Genomic DNA, 20191 nt, shown 5'->3' on the forward strand with positions numbered 1-20191 from the left:
TGACTATGAAAAATTGAAAAAAATGGAGGCGTACCCGTTGTCAATAAGCCGATTTCTATGATAAGCTAATTCCTGTTTTGAATATCTTAAATAGAAATGAAGGCGATATATAGATGGCAGCAGTTGCAGCCAACGGCCCGGGGAAGAAACTGAATTTGTTTCATCTGACGTGGCCGATTTTTCTTGAGTTATTTTTGTTCATGTTGATGGGATTGGCGGATACGTTCATGTTGAGTGCGCTGTCTGATGATGCGGTATCAGGCGTTGGGGCAGCGAACCAATATGTGCAAATCGCAATTCTTGTACTAGAAGTAGTCGGTAACGGTGCAGCAATCGTTGTTGCCCAATATTTAGGGTCTAGGCGTTTTATTGAAGCGTCGAAGATTTCTGCGCTTGCAGTTTCTTTGAATCTATTAGTAGGACTTGGCATTAGTGGCATCTTCATTTTGTTCACGAGCCGTATGATGGAAACGATGAATTTGCAAGGGGATGTCCTTGCACATGCGGAAGCGTATTTGGTCATCGTTGGAGGTGGGATTTTCCTACAGGCGATCATCAACTCGCTTGCAGCTGTCATTCGTGTTCACGGATTTACGAAACAGACGATGTTCGTATCACTCGGCATGAACATTATTCACGTCATCGGGAACTATGCGCTCATCTTCGGAAAGTTCGGGATGCCTGCGCTAGGCGTGCAAGGAGCGGCGATTTCGTCGGTCGGAAGCCGTGTAATCGCGATGTTCGTCTTCATTTGGCTATTGTACAAAGTGCTTGAATATCGTATCGAATTCCGTTATTACTTTACATGGTCGAAGGAATACATCAAAAAGATATTGAACATCGGATTGCCTTCAGCGTTCGAACAGATCCTGTACCAAGCATGCCAAATCGTATTCCTCTACTATGTCACTTATCTCGGTACGGAGGCGCTTGCTGCGAGACAGTATGCGACGAACATTTCGATGTTCAGTTATTTGTTTGCACTCGCAATCGGCCTCGGGACAGCAATCATCGTCGGCAGACTCGTTGGAAGCGGAGAAAAGGATGAAGTGTACCAGCAAGTTTGGTCCTCTTTGAAGCGTGCGCTTGTCTTTACCGTCGTGTTAGTGGCGATTGTCATGACGTTCCGTTATCCGCTTATGCGCCTGTTCACCGACAATGAGGAAATTATCGAGCTTGGAGCATCTGTGTTGTTATTAGCATGTTTGCTGGAAACAGGACGGACGTTCAATATCGTCATCATCAACTCGCTCCGTGCATCGGGCGACGCGAAATTCCCGGTTTTGATGGGAGCTCTATCGATGGTCATGATGAGTTTGCCGCTTGGCTATTTCTTCGTGTTCGTGCTAGACCTAGGACTTGTCGGAGTATGGCTAGCTATCGCGGCAGATGAATGGACACGCGCCATCATAATGATGCTGCGTTGGAAAAGCAGAGCATGGGAACGGTATGCGCTTGTTGAGCCTCTTGAAACAGAAGTAGAAGTGAAGCCGGAAGTCGTTTAAATGAAAAAGAAGGCCTCTCATATGTGAGAAGTCTTCTTTTTATTTTTATAATTACCAGAAGAACGGAAGCAAAGCGAAGGTTACGATGGAGCCGAGTGCAATTCCTAAGCCAAACGCTAATCCACGTCCTCCAAAGCCATATCCATATCTAAAACCGTATCCGAAACCACCCAAATTTCGTTGACGACCGAATGGCTCTAAATAGACTTTATTGCCCCTGACACATTGAATAATCCCCCTATGGGTTCGTCCATCCCGAGTCCCAATAACGACAGCTCTTCCGATATGCCTAGTGCACAAAGAATGGTATTGTTGAACTGACATCGTGTTGTCACCCCATTTCGATTGAACATAATACATCATATGTGAGGGATTTTTCTTCAAGGGGGACAAACACACCGTTGCATTCGTTTAGAGTGAAAAGCAGTATTACGACAGCTGTCCAATTTCGGAGGATGAAAGTGTAAAAAGATCCGCTACATGCAAGTCTTTAGCTCTTAAAAAGTTTTGAACCAAATAATAGCCGACAGCGTATCCAGTCATATGGGGACAATTGCCGAGGCCGTATAGCACTTTTTCATGGGTAGCACTCTCTTTCACATGATGTTTGTTTGGATTGACGAAGTCTTTCCACAATCGGGCCAGCTGTTTGTCGGAATAAAGAGAAGTCCACGAAGAGGTAGAGTCCTTCCCGAATCTTTCTGCCACAGCTGCTTCTGCCAACCCTTCCAAAATGATCGTATCTAATAATGTGTACTCTTCTCCCCGTTTCGGAAACTTGTTCAATCGGCACACATGATTGTACTCATGGGTAAGTAACGCCTTCATTTCAGTTTCCGTATTATGAGGTGAAATGAATAAAAAAAGCTTATCAGCATAAGCTAGCCCCGATTTTCCTTTGAATTGACGAATCAACACGCTGTTGTTGGAATCCGATGGGAAGATAAAGATAGGGACAGAAGGACCTTTCCATTTGCTTCTCAATCGCCCTATTTCATCCGACAACATTCCCCATGCATTTTTCTCCTGCAATTTCTTCGTTAACTCTCTTCCTTGTTTTGCAGTCTTGTACATGCCAAACGTCGTTAAGTGATGATGAATATCCGATGAGGAAGCTGATGTGAAGTAGTTGATTAATTTAGCGCAAACTTTCGAAGGGTCTCCTTTGCATTCCTCGAGCCAATTGTCAGTCCGGATTACGGCCATGCTATGGCACCTCTTTTTGAATTATCATATTCGCATGTTAGAAGGAAGGTCCACAACATAAAAAACCCACTAAATTACTATGCATTGTAGGGATTATTCTGCTATAATCTACTAAACATACGTAATGAAGGAGCTGGACAGCTTGCGAGTAGTGAATAATATAGCCGAATTGATAGGCGAAACGCCTGTAGTGAGATTGAATCGCCTTCCTGATCCACAAGGTGCAGCCGTCTATGTGAAGCTTGAATATTTCAATCCGAGCAGAAGCGTCAAGGACCGGGCGGCATACAATATGATAATCGAAGCGGAAAAAGCGGGTTTATTACAACCGGGAGATACGATCATTGAACCGACGTCTGGAAACACAGGGATCGGACTCGCGATGAATGCTGCAGCGAGAGGCTACAAAACAATTATCGTCATGCCTGATTCTTCGACACTCGAGCGGATCAATATTTTAAAAGCTTACGGTGCAACGGTCATGTTGACACCGAGTGATTTAAAAATGCCGGGAGCCATTCAAAAGGCAAAGGAAATTTCAGCGGAGATTCCAAATAGCTTCATTCCGATGCAATTTGAAAATGTAGCGAATCCGGATATTCACAGGTATACGACAGGACCGGAAATCGTTCGAGCGATGGAATCGTTGAACCGAAAACTGTCAGCGTTTGTTTGTACAGCGGGTACGGGCGGTACAGTTACAGGGACTGGTGAGTTTTTAAAAGGACACGACAGCGATATTACGGTTCATATAGCGGAGCCGGCAGGTTCTCCAGTACTATCTGGCGGGAAGCCCGGGAAGCATAAGCTTGTCGGAACGAGCCCCGGTTTTATCCCATCGATATTAAACACATCCGTTTACGACGAGATTTTCAAGATCGAAGATGAGGACGCCTATCGAACGGTACGCGAATTGGCGGCGCGTGAAGGCTTGCTGCTCGGTCCAAGCGGGGGTGCTTCCGTATTTGCTGCGATGCAAGTGGCGAAACGATTGACCCCAGCTGATACTGTTGTCTGTATTGCGCCAGACAATGGCGAACGGTATTTATCGAGCGATTTATTTGATGACTAAAGGAGAGGAATAAGCATCCTCTCCATTTTCATAAGTTTAATTCCGACTAAACAAATAAGATAAATAGAGGTGTGGAAAATGTATGTCACAATCGATGGAATCGAGAAGAGTTTCACGAATGAAAGAAAAGAGCAGGTTCTAGTACTGGATCACATTACTATCGATATGGAAAAAGGGAGCTTCGTCTCCATCGTCGGTCCTTCTGGCTGTGGCAAATCGACGCTGCTTTATATGATTGCAGGCTTAGAGAAGACGGATAAAGGCAGCATTCGCATCGCAGGAAATGAAGTGAAGAAGCCTGGTCCCGATCGAGTCGTCGTTTTTCAGGAAGCCGGGCTTTTCCCGTGGTTAACCGTGTTGGAAAATGTGAAATACGGCTTGCTGCTGAAGAAGATGCCGAAGCAAGAGGCTGAGGCAAAGGCAATCGAAATGTTGAAAATGGTCCACTTAAGCAACTATATCCATTCGTACCCGCATCAACTGTCGGGTGGGATGAAGCAAAGAGTATCTATTGCGAGAGCTTTAGTGATGGAACCGGATATTTTGCTGATGGATGAGCCTTTCTCTGCGCTCGATGAACAGACGAGAATGGTGCTCCATAAAGAATTGCTGGAGATTTGGAAAAAGACGAAAGTGACGATTTTTTTCGTGACGCACAATATTCGAGAGGCTGTGTTGTTATCGGAAAAAGTGATCGTGTTCGGCACGCGTCCTGGAAAGGTGAAGGAAATCATTCCAGTTCCGACTTCAACGGACGGCGTGTTGCCCGATAGTGTGACATTGCATACAGAACAACGGATTTTAGCCATTTTGGAGGAGGAAATTGAAAAGGTGTTAAAGGAGGAAATGGGTGATGACTACAGCTTTAAGACGAATCATCTTCATCGCGATGATAGCGGTGATATGGGAAGTCACATCTAGACTTTCGGTATTGCCAGATTTCATGTTTCCGCGTTTGACACAAGTGTTGGAAACTCTTTTTAACGGTCTTGTGAATGGGCAAATTGTAGCGGCAATCGGGAAAAGCATGAGCCGCCTGCTGATCGGATTTGCGATCGCAATCGTTTTAGGTGTCATTATGGGCTATCTCATTTGGCGATATAAATTAGTGGAGGATACACTCGGTTTTCTCGTTACTGCGTTGCAATCCATTCCGAGCATCGTCTGGTTCCCGCTCGCAATCATCTGGTTCGGATTGAATGATTTCTCGATCCTGTTCATCGTCACGATTGGTGCCACATGGACGATGACCGTCAGTGCGACGAGTGGATTTCAAAATGTGCCGACGCTGTACCAACGGGTAGCTAAAACATTCGGTTCAACTGGGGTCCATTTCATTCGAACTGTCATCCTGCCGGCATCCGTTCCGCAATTAATATCGGGTCTTCGCATTGCCTGGGCATTTTCATGGAGGGCATTGATGGCGGGGGAATTGCTCGGCTCAGGAGGAGGACTCGGGCAACTACTTGAAACAGGGCGGTCTCTCGGTCAAATGGACCTTGTCATCTCGGTTATGATCATCATCGCGGTAATAGGAACGATTATGGATAATGTCGTGTTTTTACGTTTGGAGCGTTCTGTACAGAAAAAATGGGGTCTTGCGTAACCAGCATACAAAGGAGATGTCGACAATGAAAAAGTCATTGATTATGACGTTGTTAACGGTTTTAGTAATGGGAATCCTCACTGCTTGCGGCTCTTCATCCTCAGGCGAAAAATCAGTTAAAATCGGGTACTTCCCGAATTTGACTCATATCGCTACAATCGTTGCTCTTGAAAACGGTTATTTTGAGGAAGAGTTTGGGGATGATGTGAAAATTGAAACGAAGACGGTCAGCAATGGTGGTCTTTTCATGGAAGCGATGACGACAAAATCGATTGATGTCGGTACAGTCGGTCCTGGTCCATTGTTGAATTTCTACGTGAAAAACCCGACGTTCCGTTTGATTTCTGGCGCAGTGAACGGAGGAGCTGTTCTTGTCGCGAGTGAAGGCGGAGGCGTTTCGGAACTTGCCGATCTAGATGGCAAAAAAGTCGCCATTCCGGTCATTGGAAGCACACAAGACGTCATGCTTCGAAAAGCATTGAAAGAAGTGAATCTCGAAACGACCACGAACGGCGGTACAGTCGAATTATTCGCAGCTGCGCCTGCTGACACCGCTACACTTTTTGTTCAAAACGCAGTCGATGCCGCAGCGACACAAGAGCCGTGGGGAAATATCCTCGAAACACAGGCGAACGGCAAGCTGATCCTGGACTGGGATGTTTTTGCATGGGGGAAGGAATCGACAAACACAGTCGTTGCAGCAAGCGATGAATTCTTGAAGAACAAAGAATTTGCGAGCGCTTATTTGAAAGCGCACAAGCGGGCAGTCGAGTTCATCCAACAAAATCCGGAGGAAGCTCAAAAGTTGGTCATTCAACATATAAAAGATTTGACGGGCAAGGAAATCAATGAAGAAGAGACAACTGCCGCATTTGCAAAGCTTGAAGTTACGACCGAGGTGAATGAGCAAGTCATTCAAGAAATGGCGGACATTAGTAAGGAAGCCGGATATGTGACGAGCAGTGATATTGAAGGCATGATTGATCTTTCATATTTGAAAGAGTAAGAAGCGAAGAATAAAAAAAGAGGGACCTACCATGATCTAGGTGAGGTCCCTTGTACTTTATTCATCAATTGGCTTGTACTTCTTTCGCACGTCTTGCTTTGCCGGTTGCCATCGATATCGAAACGGCAGCGCACAAAAATGCAATGACGACAACTCCAGCCCCGACAGTCGTTGTGCTTGTGACCGAATCGGTTTGGCCTAATACGACAGCGCCGATTCCTGAACCCAATGCGATCCCGACCTGCAATGCGGAATTGTTTAGACTTTGATGGATATCAGACGAAACGGGATCGGTCTCGATAATATAATCCTGCTGCGGCGGTGCAAGGGCCCAGCTTAATGCTCCCCAAATCATCATGATGACAATGAAGAACGGAAACGAAAATGTCGAGTAGGGCAATACGAATAAGATCAAGGCGAAAGAACCGATAATAATGAGAATACTTTTCTTTGATCCGACCCAACCGGCAAGATTCCCCCCGAACGCTCCGCCAGCTACTGCTGCTATTCCAAAAAGGAAATAGCAGATACTGATCCAGTATTGGTTCAGGTTCAAATTCATTTCCAAGAATGGTGTAAGGTAGGCGTAAACCGTATAATGGCCGGCTAGCATGAACATCGTTGCCAAGTGCGCGAAGACGATTTTTTTATTTGCGAGTGATTTGATTTGCATGGAAAGGGGCTGCACTTCACTCATCGGAATCTTCCCAAGGAAAATAGAAACGAAAATGAATGAGCAGATCGAAAGAACCGCAATTCCTAAAAAGACGCTGCGCCAACCGAACGCATTCGTAATGAGAATGCCAAGTGGCACGCCTAGCACGAGGGAAGAACTGATCCCCATCACAATATAACTGATGGCCTTCGCACGCTTAGGCGCTTCAACAATCCGAGCGGCAATCGTCAAGGAAAGGACGATGAGCAGTGCCGCACTCGTCGCGGTAATGACACGGGCGATCATGACAAATGTGAAAGTGGGACTGAAAAAGGTCATAATGTTTCCGGCGAAAAAGATCACCATCGTAACTAAATAAAGCTTTTTCCTCTCAATTTTAGCGGTCAATGACAATAAAACCGGACCGGCAATGGCGAACACAAGCGCATAGACCGAAATGAGCTGCCCCGCCGTCCCGATGGAAACATTTAAATCATCTGCGATAATTGGCAATATGCCTCCGACGATCAATTCAACAAGTCCGACTGTAATCGTTGATATCGCAAGGATTAAAACTCGTAAATCCATAAAAAATCCTCCTCTATAAAATAAAAAAATCCCGACTGCAAAGTAAGTTACCTTTGTAGTCAGGAGTTAATGGTTCCTGGTAGAGACCCTCAAACCGTATTATTGAGGTTATACATATATGTTGAAGTTATGAAATTTCCATTCACCAATCTACCATGGTTCGACATAAATATCAAGAGCAATTTCCTTTTTATGATCGATTATGGTTACATAGAAATAACAATTACATCTGTTTTGGAGGAACCAATATGTACGATCCAACTGTTTTCGAAAACTTAAAAGTCGCATTTGAAAACCGGGTGTATGATCTTGATACGATCGATCGCGATATACGGATCGTCAACCGATCAGATCAAATGGATTTCGCGGTTCTAGCACGGAAATTCATTTTACAATTTACACTTTTTCATTTGGAAGATGTGTCTGCCGAAATCATTTTGGAGGCATCTTTACAAGACTTGGCGGATGAAATATTGGAAGCACCCGGAGAAAATCCTGGCTGTTCATTGACAGTACGCTTTCTGAAGCGTGTTCGAGAAGAAGAGGAGCAGTGCGGACAGATCGAGGAAACATTGAATGACATATGGGAAAATGAAGTTCTTGTTACCCAAACGTTAAGTTTCATATACGGAGAGGACGCACCCGGTTACTTGAACAATATTGAAGTGAAATTCAAGGCGAAAATCAATGAGGAGCACATGGGGAAGCTGCCCGATTTTTTAAATAGTGTTCTCGACGCGCTGCGTGTACTGAACGCCATTTGACGATGAAAAAACTTTGCATCTTCTCTATCCCGAATTGGGAAATGGCTATATAATGAAGGACGTATGCATCTTTGTATGATTTATGCGTTTTTAGACTGATTTTTTGATTTTACTTTGACAGAAGGAAAAGGTGTACAACATATGAGTTTATTGACAGTAAGTAATTTAAGCCATGGGTTCGGGGACCGGGCAATTTTTGATGATGTTTCGTTCCGTTTATTGCAAGGGGAGCATATCGGCCTGATCGGTGCGAACGGGGAAGGTAAATCGACGTTCATGAATATCATCACGCGTAAGCTTGAGCCGGATGCTGGAACGGTCGCTTGGGCGAAGCGTGTGCGCGTCGGATATTTGGATCAGCATGTCGTGCTACAACAAGGGATGAGCATCCGTGATGTGCTGCGGACTGCGTTTCAATACCTTTATGATCTGGAGGCGGAGATGAACGCTCTTTTCGCGAAGATGGGCGAAGTCGATGCCGATGAGCTTGAGAAGCTGCTAGAGGAAACAGGGCAGATGCAAGATGAGCTGACGAATAACGACTTTTATATTATCGATTCCAAAGTGGATGAAGTGGCGAATGGACTTGGATTGGATGAGTTCGGGCTTGACCGTGACGTCCACGATTTAAGCGGCGGGCAACGTACGAAAGTGTTACTCGGTAAGCTCCTCCTTGAGAAGCCTGATATTCTGCTTCTTGATGAGCCGACAAACTATTTGGACGTCGAGCATATCGAGTGGCTGCGTAATTATTTGCAGAACTACGAAAATGCATTCATCCTCATTTCGCATGATATTCCTTTTTTGAACAGCGTCATTAACTTGATCTACCATATGGAAAACCAGCAAATTACACGGTACGCAGGGGATTATGATGAGTTTTTGCGTGTCCATGAAATGAAGAAGCAGCAAGTAGAGGCTGCATATAAGAAGCAGCAAAAGGAAATTGCCAACTTGAAGGACTTTGTTGCGCGCAATAAAGCGAATGCAGCAACGAGCCGGATGGCGATGTCCCGCCAGAAGAAGCTCGATAAGATGGATATCATTGAACTGGATGCTGAAAAGCCGAAGCCGCAATTCGATTTCAAGCTTGCGCGTACGCCGGGACGTTATTTATTCCAAACGAAAGACCTCGTCATCGGGTATGATGAGCCGCTGTCAAAGGAGCTCAACTTGACTATGGAGCGCGGGCAGAAGATTGCTTTGTCCGGGGCGAATGGTATCGGGAAAACGACGCTATTACGAAGCATTCTCGGTGAAATCCCATCTCTTGCGGGTTCTGTCGAGCTTGGCGACCATCTTGAAATCGGCTATTTCGAGCAGGAGATAAAGTCGGAGAATAATCGCACTTGCTTGGAAGAAGTGTGGGATGAATTCCCGCATTTCACGCAGTATGAAGTGCGTGCCGCGTTGGCGCGCTGCGGATTGACGACGAAGCATATCGAGAGCAAGGTGAAAGTGCTGAGTGGTGGAGAGCGGGCAAAAGTTCGCCTTTGCAAGCTCATTAACAGGGAAACGAATTTGCTCGTTCTCGACGAGCCGACGAACCACTTGGATGTCGATGCGAAAGCAGAATTGAAGCGCGCGTTAAAGGAATATAAGGGCAGTGTGTTGCTCATTTCCCATGAGCCTGATTTCTACGAAGGCGTTGTGACGGATGTGTGGAACGGAGAAAACTGGACGACGAAGATGTTTTAATACAAAAGCGGAGTTTAGACGTTATAAGCAGTGAAAGGCACTCGGGCGATTATGTCGTCCGAGTGCCTTTTTCAAATGTATCCGTTGATCCGCGATTTGTTTTCCTGATGGATTTCTTCTTGCAATCCGTCAATCGCTTCTTTTCGGCGTTCGTTCTTCTCCTTGATGGAAGCAAGTTCTGCACCCTCAGCAGTTTTCGCTGCTTCATTCGCAGCTTCCATATTGCTAATCGTCTTCTTTAATCGGTCCACATTATCTGCAGAATCATTCGGTAAAGGTCTTGGCATGTTCATCCCTCCTTTATTCAATTAACTAGTCTATCCACTTGACGAGAAAATATGTGTAAACTGCTAATCTCGTAACTTTTTTCATGTCGACCCCCATAAAAAGAGAATCCACTTCGAATAACTAGTATGTCCGATAGTGGACAACAACTTAGACGAGGTGATTGATATGCAAAAGAAGTGGAGAAAAACAGGAGCAGCATTGCTTATCGCGGGATTGACAGTTGGAGGGACAAGCTATGCACTTGCAGATGGTGGAAAAGTAACTGAAGTTATCGATCTTAGCGAAATTGGAAAAGACACAGTCTCACCTGTAAGTCCGGTTAGAGAAGTTGTGAAAGCAGATGACACGGAGACGGACGTTGCTGCATCTGAAACGAACGAAGGCGAGACAACGACTGAAACGGACAAAGAAAATGGAACAACGGAAACTGACAAAGAGGGAACAACAGAATCCGATAAAGAACAAGCGACTGAAACAGATGAAAACGAATTGCCTGAAATTCCGGAAGGCTATACAGCAGGAAATCTTGCTGCCTTGGCAAAAGCATATGAAAATGCTGGAAACCAGAATGCGAAAGCGGCCATTAAACGCAATATGGAACGTTCCATTGCGAAATGGGAAAGCAAGCAGCCTGTAGTTGAAACACCAGAAGAGGAAGTTAAAGAAGAAGCGCCGGTAACTGAAGAACCAGCGAAAGTTGAAGAGCCTGTAAAAGAAGAAGCACCGGTGAAAGAAGAACCGGTGAAAGAAGAAAAGCCGGCTAAAGTGAAAGCGAAAAATCCTCAAGCTGAATTGAACGCAAAGCATAAAGAGGAAAAAGAAGCATTGAAAACTGCTCAAAAAGCTGAACGTGATGCATTGAAGGAAGAGCGCAAAGCTGCAAAGGAACAGCAAAAACAAGAGAAAAAAGAGAAGAAAAACTAATTTACCATAGTTTACTGCTTTCCATTTTCCGATTGTCCACTTACAATCGAAGCAATCGGAATTGATGGAAACGGAGGGTTGTCCATGCTTTTGTCCATCATACAAGGGATCTTCAATAAGGAATCTAATACAGCAATAGATAAGCTTGTATGGAAGGCGAAGACTGGCGATGAGAAGGTCATGGATGAGCTTCTCATCGCATTTACTCCGTTCATGAAAAAGACGGCTTCTTTCGTATGCAATCGATTCATTGACGATAGCGATGAAGAATTCAGTATTGCAATGGTCGGATTTCACGAGGCGGTTTTAAAATACAAACCGGAGGAAAATGCTTCACTGAAGACATTTGCCCATTTGATCATGAAACGGCGGCTGATCGATTATATACGAAAAGAAGCAGTGAGAAATGCGAACGTCCTTCTAACGATTGATGACGATGAAAATGAAATGGCCAACGAATATGTCTTCGATGAATCATCGATCTTTTCTTATTCAGAAGAACGTCGAGCGAAGGAACGTCGGGAAGAGCTGGCCGAGTACGGCAGATTGCTTGATGAATACGGCTTATCATTCAAAGAGCTTGCCGCAGTATCACCAAAACACGCTGATTCCAGAAAGACCGCTTTTCAACTCGCACAAATCATAGCGGAGACACCAGAGTTTTATAATCATCTTATGGAGAATAAGAGACTACCAATGAAGCAGTTGGAAGAGATTGTCGAAGTCTCCAGGAAAACGATTGAGCGACACCGGAAATACATCATTGCGGTTACGCTGTTGCTAAACAACGATTTTATATACATAAAGGAATACGTAAAAGGGGAACTCATATGATGCGGACATATAGAGGCATTGTTTGCGAAAAGAAAACAAAATATATGGTGTTCCTAACGGCGAAAGGTGAATTTCTGCGGGGAGTTCCGTTTGGGGATCCACCCGAGATCGGTGAGGAAGCTGAATTCGCACTCGTTACTCCGTCTTTTATGACCGGAAGAAGACCGAAGACGCGTTTAGCTGGAGCCTTCTTAGTTGCGGCAGCCCTTCTATTTTTCTTTGTGTCGTCATTGAGCCCTTTAAACGATAAAGTGATGGCGTATGTACAATTGGAATCTGGCACAGCAATGGAGTTTGGAGTGAACCGGAAAGGTAATGTCATTTCCTTGCGTTATTTGAATGAAGCGCAAAAGGACGATTTAGCAGAATGGAAGAACCGTCCAATCCTTTCCGTGCTCGATAGGGCCATATCTGAATTATCGATGCATGACAATCAAATTATAGTTACGACAGTCTACCCAACTGCCGAAAAGGAGCACGAAGCGCGTCAAGTGATTGGAGCTGCTGTACAGGAAGTGCGTGGAAAGTATGACGACTTGAATTTGCAAGTTGCTGAAAGCACGCCAGAGAAACGAAAAGTGGCGAACAAGAAAAAAATGTCGATTCATCAATTCAACTCTGTAGAAAATGAAAAGTCTTCAAGTGGAAATCAACCTGCTAGTAAAAAGGATCAGAAAGAGAAAAAGTCAGAACAGAAGCTGGAAGACAAATCCCCAAAAACGAAGAAAGACAGCACGCCACCTTCAACTCCGCAACAAAAAGAAATGGAGATGAAGCGTACAAATCAGCCTGAAGCTCAGCAAAGTCCGCCGGTGGAGAAAAAGGAAAAGAAGCAGAACGATCATAGAAGTGAAAATGTACCGCCTCATGCAGATAAAAAAGGGCCGCCAGATCACTCATCATCATTGAATAAACAGCCTAATGACCATCAAGGACCACCTGTGAAACAACAACAAAAAGAAAATCCATCAAAGAATCCGCAAAATAATAAATGAGGCTGCTACGACCGTAGCAGCCTCTCTTTTCGTTAAATAAAACTGTCAACCGCTCATAACTCCCGCCAACCGCTCATAAAACGGGAAAAGCGCTCATAACTCCTGCCAAGCGCTCATAACTCCCAACATTATACTTCCTTCAAAATCGCATCCACGGTCGATTCTACTTCTGCACGATTCATTTTCTCATGCCCGCCATGCAACGCGCCGATTGTCCGCTTCGCCAACGCAAGGGGGATTTTGCAGAACGTCAAGATGTTTTTGTTTGAAATAGACTCGATATATTCATCAGCCTTTTTCAAGTTCAGCTCCGCATATTCGAACAGGTCATGCCTGTCCCATCCTTCAGGAAGGAAACGGACGCCGCGCTCCGCATCCTCGTCCTGATTGCGCAGCATATTCACCGCCTGCAATCCTCGACCATACCCAATCGCCAAGTCCCGATCCGTTTTCGTTCCGTCATACTGTTCCCAAATATCGGAAAGCATCACACCGACAAGACCTGCTACATAGTATGTATAGTCATCCAAATCCTCTTTCGTTTGAATCAGGAAATCCCTTCCAACCCATTTCGCCATGCCGTCCGCCATAATGCTTGTCGACTCTTTCACTTTCGCCACGATACTTGTCGGGCATACAGATAGCCAATCGCCAAGTCGCAACGTCACTTCCGGCAATAAGTTTTCATAAGGCTTCAGAAGAGCGCGATACTCAGCAGCGTCGAATAAGTCGGTTTGCAGGAGCTTGCTCGTAGCCTTCAACAAATGTTGTTTGCTCTCCGGATGCAACTCCTCATGATCCTCTATTTCATCAATCGCACGCATGCATAAATAGGCAGAGCCTACCGTTTTTCGCAGTGTTGGATTCAATAACTTAATCGGAATATAGAAAGTCCTGCTCGTCAGCTTTAAAACGTGCATCGCTTCCTTTTGTAATTTAGCTTCGTTCATAATGATGGTCCTCCTTCATTTCTGGAAGCAGTTCTTATCATTATCATACACTATTCTAAGAAGCACTTGCCAACCCTATTGTTGGGAATCAATATTTTTTTGGAATTTCCTATTGACAATGAATAAATGGTAATGGTATCCTGGAGAAGTAAGTTATTCTAAATTATGAAAAGGAGGTACGGAAACATGAAAAACGCAATGCTAATCCAATCTAATTTCATACTTGATCCGTGCCTGACTAAACTCTCCTTCTAATTATAGACTGAGGAATGGCATGGTATGCCGTTCTTTTATATGAGCACACGCTTATGCAAAAGGCGTGTGCTTTTTTGTGTCTTCTTTTGAAGGAAAATTCGGTGTTTTCACGCTTTGCGTGTAGCATAAATACAAAACGAAAAGGAGTGTTTCTGATGATGAAAGTAGGACAGCGGCAGAAAGTATTGAAGGTGGAGTCTCTGAAAAGTGGATAGCGATGCACCACGCAAGTGAATTGATTCAAATAAAAAATAAAGGAGGAAAAGCAAAAATGATTTATCAAGGCGCAAAACATGAACGTTATGAACAAATAAAAAACAAAAAATTGATGGAGTGGGAATCTCCAAAATGGATAGATAGTAATGGCGACACGACAGGTGGACGCCGATTGTAATCTCGTTTAAGGTCCCTCTCCAATTAGGAGAATAATGATATGTATACAATTGATAGAGAAGTAATTCAACGACAAATGGCAGAAATGCGACTGGAAGTCGAGCAGTATCGACTTGGCCAAAAAGCAATCAAACGAAAAAGAAAAGAGCGGAAAAACATTCCGTTCTGGGCGATTTTCTTCAGTTACTGAAACTAATCAAAAGAGCGTTCCCTCATACAAAAGAGAGAACGCTCTTTTCGTCTGAGCATATTCTTTTAAAAAATATCTTGAATGTGAGACAATCACTAGCGTCAAGTAACGATTGCACTAGCTTCAAATAGGACACATGCATTGTCGTATTGTGGCTATGCTAGTGGTAAAATAGCAACTATAAAGGAGTCCAACATCATGGCAATTAAAGTAAAAGCAATCATAGGTAGTAATAGCCCGACTTCATACAACCTGAAACTGGTTGAGTATCTCCGCAAGAAATATGCGGACAAGCTAGAGATCACGCCTGTTTTCATTAATAATGTTGATATGTTTTCCGTTGAACGAGAAAACAATCAGCCTGAAGACGTAAAGGATTTCCTGGACAATGTAAGGGATTCAGACGCTGTCCTTTTTGCGGTACCTGAATACAACTTTTCGATTCCGGGTGTATTGAAAAATGCGGTTGACTGGCTTTCAAGAAGCAACTTCGCAATCAAAGACAAGCCTGCTTTCATTATCGGCTCATCGATGGGCGTGTTAGGAAGTGTACGTGCTCAAATCCACTTACGTGAAATCTTGTCGAACCCAATGCTCTCTCCTGCACTATTGCCGAACAATGAAGTGTATATCGGATCTGTACACGAGAAAATGGACGAGAATGGTCAATTGACAGACCAAGCGACAATTGACTTTTTAGATAATGTTGTCAACAATTTCATCGCATTTTATTCAAAAACAAAAGCGTTAGCTGAAGCAAAATAATATGAAAAGAAAGGCCGTCTCGTACTAAGAGGCGGCCTTTTCTTTTGCTCCCCTGGTCAAGGAAGGATAGCGAATGATCTGACGGGGAAGCCGGATGCTTTTTCTGGTTTTGCGACGATGTTGAAAATGATGGCTCCTGTAGCAGGCAGCTTATCTAAATTGGTCATCAATTCAATCTGATATGTGTCTTGGTCAAGGACATAATATTCGCCCTCCAATTTTCCTTTCTTGCGGAAGTCCGCAGCAGAGTCGGTATCGTATGTTTCGTGGCCGACCGCTTTTACGCTGCGCTCTTCGAAAAGGAATTTCAATGCGTCCAATCCCCAGCCGGGAATTCGGTTGTTGCCATCTTCGTCCTTATTGTTAAACGCCTTGTGATCAGGCCAACGTTTACTCCAATCTGTGCGCAATGCTACGAATGTGCCTTCACCGATTTTTCCGTGAACCGCTTCAAAGTCTAAGATGTCCTGGATTCCAAATGTGAAATCATTGTCAGCTTCGGCTTCCTTCGATTTATCGATGACGACTAGCGGCAGGACCAGCTCATGCAACTCCAACTGGTCCAAATACCGTGTGTCGCGGACGAAGTGAATAGGGGCGTCGATATGAGTTCCATACTGCCCTGGGAATGAAAACTTTTGTGCAAAGAAGCCATCATCATGGGTGAAAAGCGTTTCGAATTTGGCGTCGTCAAACATGAAGAAGTGGGGTGAATCCGGACCGAATGTATGGGTCAAATCCACCCACTCTTTGCTTTTCAATAATTGAAGTGCTGCTTGAATTTCATTCACTGTTTCAACTGACATTAGAATCACTCTCTTTCCCCTATTGTTATTTTTGCCCGACAGCCGTCGTTTCAGCAGCGATGGCAATGGCTTGCTTAAGATCGGCAATTAAATCCTCTGCCTCTTCCAATCCTACCGAGAAGCGCAATAGTCGTTTATCGACGCCGCGTTTTTCACGCTCTTCCTCAGGAATATCCGCATGAGTTTGCGTCGTTGGATACGTGATCAAGCTCTCGACTCCTCCGAGACTTTCGGCAAATGTGATCAAGCGTAGGTTTTGCAAGAACGGATCGACCCAATCACTCTTGCACAGCCTGAATGAAATCATCCCGCCTTTACCTGCATAGAGCACATCATCGATAAGCGGTTCGTTTTCCAAATAGGAGACAAGCTCTTTCGCATTCGCATCATGTTGTTTCATTCGTACATGCAAAGTTTTCAAACCGCGGATGACAAGCCATGAATCGAACGGAGAAAGCGTTGCGCCAATCGCATTGTGGTTGTCGCCTAAACGTTTGCACAACTCTTCTCCTTTGGCGACGACGAGTCCGGCAAGCACGTCATTATGGCCTCCAATATATTTCGTTGCACTATGGATGACGATATCCGCACCGAGCTCGATTGGACGTTGGTAATATGGCGTCAAAAACGTATTGTCGACGATGACTAGCAAGCCGTGCTTTCTTGCAAGCTCTACATATTGTTCGATATCGATTTCAAGCATGAGCGGGTTTGTCGGTGTTTCGATGAAAATCGCTTTCGTGTTTTCAGTGATTAGCTTTTCCGTTTCCTTGACGTTTTCAAAAGATGAATAAGAGGTCCGGATGTTGTACAAGTCCGAGTATTGGTCGAATAAACGGAATGTGCCCCCATATAGGTCGTCGGGAGCAATTAGCTCATCTCCGGATTTGAATAGGGACATGACGAGCTGGATCGCCGCCATGCCCGAGCTGCATGCATATCCACGGTCACCGTTTTCAAGATTGGCGATGCCTTCTTCGAGAATCGTCCGAGTCGGATTTTTTGTGCGTGTATAGTCGTAGCCGGTAGAAAGCCCCAATCCGTCATGCTTGTACGCTGTCGAAAAATGAAGTGGAGGATTGACCGCTCCAGTTCTCGGGTCGCTCTGATTTCCTAGTTGTACCAATCTCGTGTTGATGCTCTGCTTTGTCAAGTTGTCCATCTCCTTTGTCTATTAAAAAAAGAGGCCTCTCTAAATAAGAAGAGGGCCTCCAACGATAGTTGAAATCAATCTTCTTATCTTCAAGACGTTCTACGCCTTTTGGAATTAGCACCATACCAAAATCGGGCTGGTTGCTGAGACTTCATCGGGCCAATCCCTCCGTCTCTCGTGATAAGAATCAAAATATAGTATTGTTAGAAAAAAGATTTATCTAAAGTTATCATGCTTCCCAAAAGATTGCAAGAAGTTTCGGAAATGAATGTCCATTGACGTTTGCTATAATGATGGGTGGTGGATAAATGAGAAGGAGGATTTCCAATGGCGTGGCTTTATGTTTTATTGGCAGCAATCGTTGAAATCTTTTGGGTGATTGGACTTCGTTATTCCGATAATGCACTCGAATGGGCGGGAACCGTCGTTGCCATCATCATTAGTTTTTATGCAATTATTAAAGCGTGCGAGAAGCTGCCGTCTGGGACGGTGTATGCGGTGTTTACCGGTTCCGGAGCGGCGGCAATTGTTCTTATAGACTTTCTGTTTTTCCATGCGGAGTTCTCTATTACAAAGTTAATTTTTATTGCGATTATTATCATAGGTGTGATCGGGATCAAAATGACAACGGTCGAATCTGAAGAGTCGGAAGGGGGCGATTGAAATGGCATGGGTATATTTGGTCCTAGCAAGTTTCGGGGAAATCTTTGGCGTCATGGCCATCAATCTGTATTTGCAGAAAAGATCGTTGCCCCGCCTGCTGCTCATTGTCGGAACATTTTCGGTCGGATTTTGGTTTTTGTCACTCGCGATGCGCGATATTCCGATGGGAACGGCCTATGCGATTTGGACCGGACTCGGTGCGGCAGGTGCTGTGTTGATGGGCATTTTGTTTTTCAAGGAAGCGGCCGGATGGAAACGGATTTTATTCCTTTGTTTGATCATCGGAGGAGCGGTCGGGTTGAAAGTATTTGGATGAAACGCGTATGTTAATTTCAATTGAATTAAGGGTAAATAGTGTATACTGTACCTATCAGAAGAATTCGGAAGAAGGAGATTTGGCATGAGTTCGAAATACGCAGATGACAGTTTGGCATTACATACAGATCTTTATCAAATTAACATGATGGAATCGTATTGGGCGGATGGCATCCATGAACGGAAAGCGGTTTTTGAGCTATACTTTAGAAATTTACCGTTTGGAAATGGTTATGCAATCTTTGCAGGGCTTGAACGGATCCTTGATTTTTTGAAGGGATTCCATTTTAGTGAAAGCGATTTGACCTATTTAAGGGAAGAGCTTGGCTACCAGGATGATTTTCTTGATTATTTGAAAGAAATGCGTTTCACTGGCGATGTTTATTCGATGAAGGAAGGGGAACTTGTATTTGCAAACGAACCGATTCTTCGCGTGGAATCGACATTGGCGGAAGCTCAGCTGATCGAAACTGCGTTACTCAATATCGTTAATTTCCAAACACTCATCGCAACGAAGGCTAGTCGTATTAAGCAAGTCGTCAAAGATGAAGTTGTCATGGAGTTCGGGAGCAGGCGCGCCCATGAAATGGATGCAGCGGTTTGGGGAGCACGAGCAGCTGTCATCGGAGGAGTGGAGGCGACAAGCAATGTCCGTGCAGGAAAACGTTTTGGGATTCCGGTTGCTGGCACACATGCCCACTCTTTAGTACAAGCGTACCGGAGTGAATATGAAGCATTCCATTCGTACGCGAGACGTCATAAGGACTGCGTATTCCTCGTCGATACGTATAATACTTTGAAAATCGGCATCCCGACAGCAATTCAAGTCGCGAAAGAGCTCGGTGATAAGATCAATTTCGTCGGTATCCGACTCGATAGCGGGGATATCGCTTTCCTCTCGAAAGAAGCTAGGCGCATGCTCGATGCTGCTGGTTTCGAAGATGCGAAAATTGTTGTGTCGAACGATTTGGACGAGTACACGATCTTGAACTTGAAAGCGCAAGGAGCGAAAGTAGATGTTTGGGGCATCGGCACAAAGCTGATCACGGCTTATGACCAACCTGCTCTTGGGGCGGTCTATAAAATTGTCTCCATCGAGAATGATAATGGTGAAATGGAAGATACAATCAAGATTTCATCCAATGTCGAGAAAGTGACAACGCCTGGTCAGAAAAAGCTTTATCGCATTATTGATCGTGAGAATGGCAAAGCGGAAGGCGATTACATTACGATGCACGACGAAGACCCGACAGTTGAAAAAAGGATTAAAATGTTCCATCCTGTTCATACGTTCATTTCCAAATTCGTGACAAACTTCGATGCCGTAAATTTGCATACGAAAGTCGTCGAAGGCGGGAAAGTGATTTACAAAAATCCTACATTGAATGAAATGCGACAATTCGCCCACGAAAATTTGGATCTATTATGGGATGAATATAAACGGTCCTTGAATCCGGAAGAATATCCGGTCGATTTGAGCCAGAAATGTTGGGATAATAAAATGCGCAATATCCGTGAAGTGCAGGACATGGTGGATGAGTACTCAATGAGATGAGGAGG

The 20191-nt window shown here is 44.6% G+C and carries 23 protein-coding genes and 2 riboswitches; of the genes, 16 read left to right on the forward strand and 7 right to left on the reverse strand.

Features of this window, described 5'->3' with window-relative positions; translation table 11 throughout:
- The first annotated feature begins 113 nt into the window (after positions 1-113).
- Positions 114-1505: an MATE family efflux transporter gene (locus tag ACR65H_RS13580; RefSeq protein WP_440500942.1), complete on the forward strand. Its 1392-nt coding sequence runs from the start codon at positions 114-116 to the stop codon at positions 1503-1505.
- A gap of 51 nt (positions 1506-1556) precedes the next feature.
- Here the strand turns inward: ACR65H_RS13580 and ACR65H_RS13585 are convergent, their stop codons facing one another.
- Together ACR65H_RS13585 and ACR65H_RS13590 are read right to left on the reverse strand one after the other, a co-directional pair.
- Positions 1557-1829, reverse strand: a complete 273-nt coding sequence (locus ACR65H_RS13585; RefSeq protein WP_440500943.1) for a hypothetical protein — start codon at positions 1827-1829, stop codon at positions 1557-1559.
- Positions 1830-1934: 105 nt separating this feature from the next.
- Entirely contained in the window at positions 1935-2711 is a 777-nt protein-coding gene (locus ACR65H_RS13590) for a DUF2268 domain-containing putative Zn-dependent protease (RefSeq protein ID WP_440500944.1), read from the reverse strand.
- A 142-nt stretch (positions 2712-2853) separates the two neighbouring features.
- Here ACR65H_RS13590 and cysK point away from each other — a divergent pair, with 142 nt between their 5' ends.
- From cysK to ACR65H_RS13610, 4 genes are all read left to right on the forward strand, one after another.
- Entirely contained in the window at positions 2854-3783 is a 930-nt protein-coding gene (gene cysK, locus ACR65H_RS13595) for a cysteine synthase A (protein ID WP_440500946.1), read from the forward strand.
- Between the two features lie 78 nt (positions 3784-3861).
- Entirely contained in the window at positions 3862-4704 is an 843-nt protein-coding gene (locus ACR65H_RS13600) for an ABC transporter ATP-binding protein (protein ID WP_440500947.1), read from the forward strand.
- A complete protein-coding gene (locus ACR65H_RS13605) occupies positions 4637-5389 on the forward strand; it encodes an ABC transporter permease (RefSeq protein ID WP_440500948.1) in 753 nt (250 codons plus the stop codon). Before ACR65H_RS13600 ends, ACR65H_RS13605 begins: the two co-directional genes overlap by 68 nt.
- A 25-nt stretch (positions 5390-5414) precedes the next feature.
- On the forward strand, positions 5415-6395 hold the full coding sequence (locus ACR65H_RS13610) for an aliphatic sulfonate ABC transporter substrate-binding protein (RefSeq protein ID WP_440500950.1): 981 nt from the start codon (positions 5415-5417) through the stop codon (positions 6393-6395).
- Between the two features lie 64 nt (positions 6396-6459).
- Here ACR65H_RS13610 and ACR65H_RS13615 read toward each other — a convergent pair whose 3' ends face one another.
- Positions 6460-7638 (reverse strand): MFS transporter, encoded by a 1179-nt coding sequence (locus ACR65H_RS13615; RefSeq protein WP_440500952.1) that lies wholly within the window; start codon positions 7636-7638, stop codon positions 6460-6462.
- A gap of 36 nt (positions 7639-7674) precedes the next feature.
- Positions 7675-7774, reverse strand: a riboswitch (purine riboswitch).
- Positions 7775-7886: 112 nt separating this feature from the next.
- On the opposite strand from ACR65H_RS13615, the gene ACR65H_RS13620 reads away from it, so the two are divergent.
- Positions 7887-8402, forward strand: coding sequence for a hypothetical protein (locus tag ACR65H_RS13620; protein ID WP_440500954.1), 516 nt, complete (start codon positions 7887-7889; stop codon positions 8400-8402).
- Positions 8403-8543: 141 nt separating this feature from the next.
- Positions 8544-10100 (forward strand): ABC-F family ATP-binding cassette domain-containing protein, encoded by a 1557-nt coding sequence (locus ACR65H_RS13625; RefSeq protein WP_440500956.1) that lies wholly within the window; start codon positions 8544-8546, stop codon positions 10098-10100.
- A gap of 71 nt (positions 10101-10171) precedes the next feature.
- Here the strand turns inward: ACR65H_RS13625 and ACR65H_RS13630 are convergent, their stop codons facing one another.
- A complete protein-coding gene (locus tag ACR65H_RS13630) occupies positions 10172-10387 on the reverse strand; it encodes a small, acid-soluble spore protein tlp (RefSeq protein WP_440500958.1) in 216 nt (71 codons plus the stop codon).
- Between the two features lie 166 nt (positions 10388-10553).
- On the opposite strand from ACR65H_RS13630, the gene ACR65H_RS13635 reads away from it, so the two are divergent.
- From ACR65H_RS13635 to ACR65H_RS13645, 3 genes are all read left to right on the forward strand, one after another.
- A complete protein-coding gene (locus ACR65H_RS13635) occupies positions 10554-11312 on the forward strand; it encodes a hypothetical protein (protein WP_440500959.1) in 759 nt (252 codons plus the stop codon).
- Positions 11313-11396: 84 nt separating this feature from the next.
- Entirely contained in the window at positions 11397-12146 is a 750-nt protein-coding gene (gene sigI, locus ACR65H_RS13640) for an RNA polymerase sigma-I factor (RefSeq protein ID WP_440500961.1), read from the forward strand.
- Positions 12143-13141 (forward strand): anti-sigma factor domain-containing protein, encoded by a 999-nt coding sequence (locus tag ACR65H_RS13645; RefSeq protein ID WP_440500962.1) that lies wholly within the window; start codon positions 12143-12145, stop codon positions 13139-13141. Before sigI ends, ACR65H_RS13645 begins: the two co-directional genes overlap by 4 nt.
- A 128-nt stretch (positions 13142-13269) precedes the next feature.
- Here the strand turns inward: ACR65H_RS13645 and ACR65H_RS13650 are convergent, their stop codons facing one another.
- The gene (locus ACR65H_RS13650) at positions 13270-14091 is read right to left on the reverse strand and encodes a squalene/phytoene synthase family protein (protein ID WP_440500964.1); all 822 of its coding nucleotides are present in this window, start codon (positions 14089-14091) and stop codon (positions 13270-13272) included.
- Between the two features lie 526 nt (positions 14092-14617).
- Between ACR65H_RS13650 and ACR65H_RS13655 the strand changes: the two genes are divergently transcribed.
- The 3 genes from ACR65H_RS13655 to ACR65H_RS13665 all read left to right on the forward strand — a co-directional run bounded on the left by ACR65H_RS13655 (position 14618) and on the right by ACR65H_RS13665 (position 15694).
- Positions 14618-14740: a hypothetical protein gene (locus ACR65H_RS13655; RefSeq protein WP_440500966.1), complete on the forward strand. Its 123-nt coding sequence runs from the start codon at positions 14618-14620 to the stop codon at positions 14738-14740.
- A gap of 39 nt (positions 14741-14779) precedes the next feature.
- The gene (locus ACR65H_RS13660) at positions 14780-14929 is read left to right on the forward strand and encodes a hypothetical protein (RefSeq protein ID WP_440500968.1); all 150 of its coding nucleotides are present in this window, start codon (positions 14780-14782) and stop codon (positions 14927-14929) included.
- A gap of 198 nt (positions 14930-15127) precedes the next feature.
- Entirely contained in the window at positions 15128-15694 is a 567-nt protein-coding gene (locus ACR65H_RS13665; protein WP_440500970.1) for an NADPH-dependent FMN reductase, read from the forward strand.
- A 56-nt stretch (positions 15695-15750) separates the two neighbouring features.
- Here ACR65H_RS13665 and ACR65H_RS13670 read toward each other — a convergent pair whose 3' ends face one another.
- Positions 15751-16500, reverse strand: a complete 750-nt coding sequence (locus ACR65H_RS13670; RefSeq protein ID WP_440500971.1) for a cyclase family protein — start codon at positions 16498-16500, stop codon at positions 15751-15753.
- Positions 16501-16525: 25 nt separating this feature from the next.
- Positions 16526-17662, reverse strand: a complete 1137-nt coding sequence (locus ACR65H_RS13675; protein WP_440500973.1) for a methionine biosynthesis PLP-dependent protein — start codon at positions 17660-17662, stop codon at positions 16526-16528.
- A gap of 71 nt (positions 17663-17733) precedes the next feature.
- Positions 17734-17840, reverse strand: a riboswitch (SAM riboswitch).
- A gap of 140 nt (positions 17841-17980) precedes the next feature.
- Between ACR65H_RS13675 and ACR65H_RS13680 the strand changes: the two genes are divergently transcribed.
- From ACR65H_RS13680 to ACR65H_RS13690, 3 genes are all read left to right on the forward strand, one after another.
- Positions 17981-18316, forward strand: a complete 336-nt coding sequence (locus ACR65H_RS13680; RefSeq protein WP_440500974.1) for a DMT family transporter — start codon at positions 17981-17983, stop codon at positions 18314-18316.
- Position 18317: 1 nt separating this feature from the next.
- The gene (locus tag ACR65H_RS13685) at positions 18318-18632 is read left to right on the forward strand and encodes a DMT family transporter (RefSeq protein WP_440500976.1); all 315 of its coding nucleotides are present in this window, start codon (positions 18318-18320) and stop codon (positions 18630-18632) included.
- An 84-nt stretch (positions 18633-18716) separates the two neighbouring features.
- Positions 18717-20186 (forward strand): nicotinate phosphoribosyltransferase, encoded by a 1470-nt coding sequence (locus ACR65H_RS13690; RefSeq protein WP_440500978.1) that lies wholly within the window; start codon positions 18717-18719, stop codon positions 20184-20186.
- Positions 20187-20191 lie beyond the last annotated feature (5 nt).

Source organism: Sporosarcina sp. SAFN-015 (assembly GCF_059415085.1).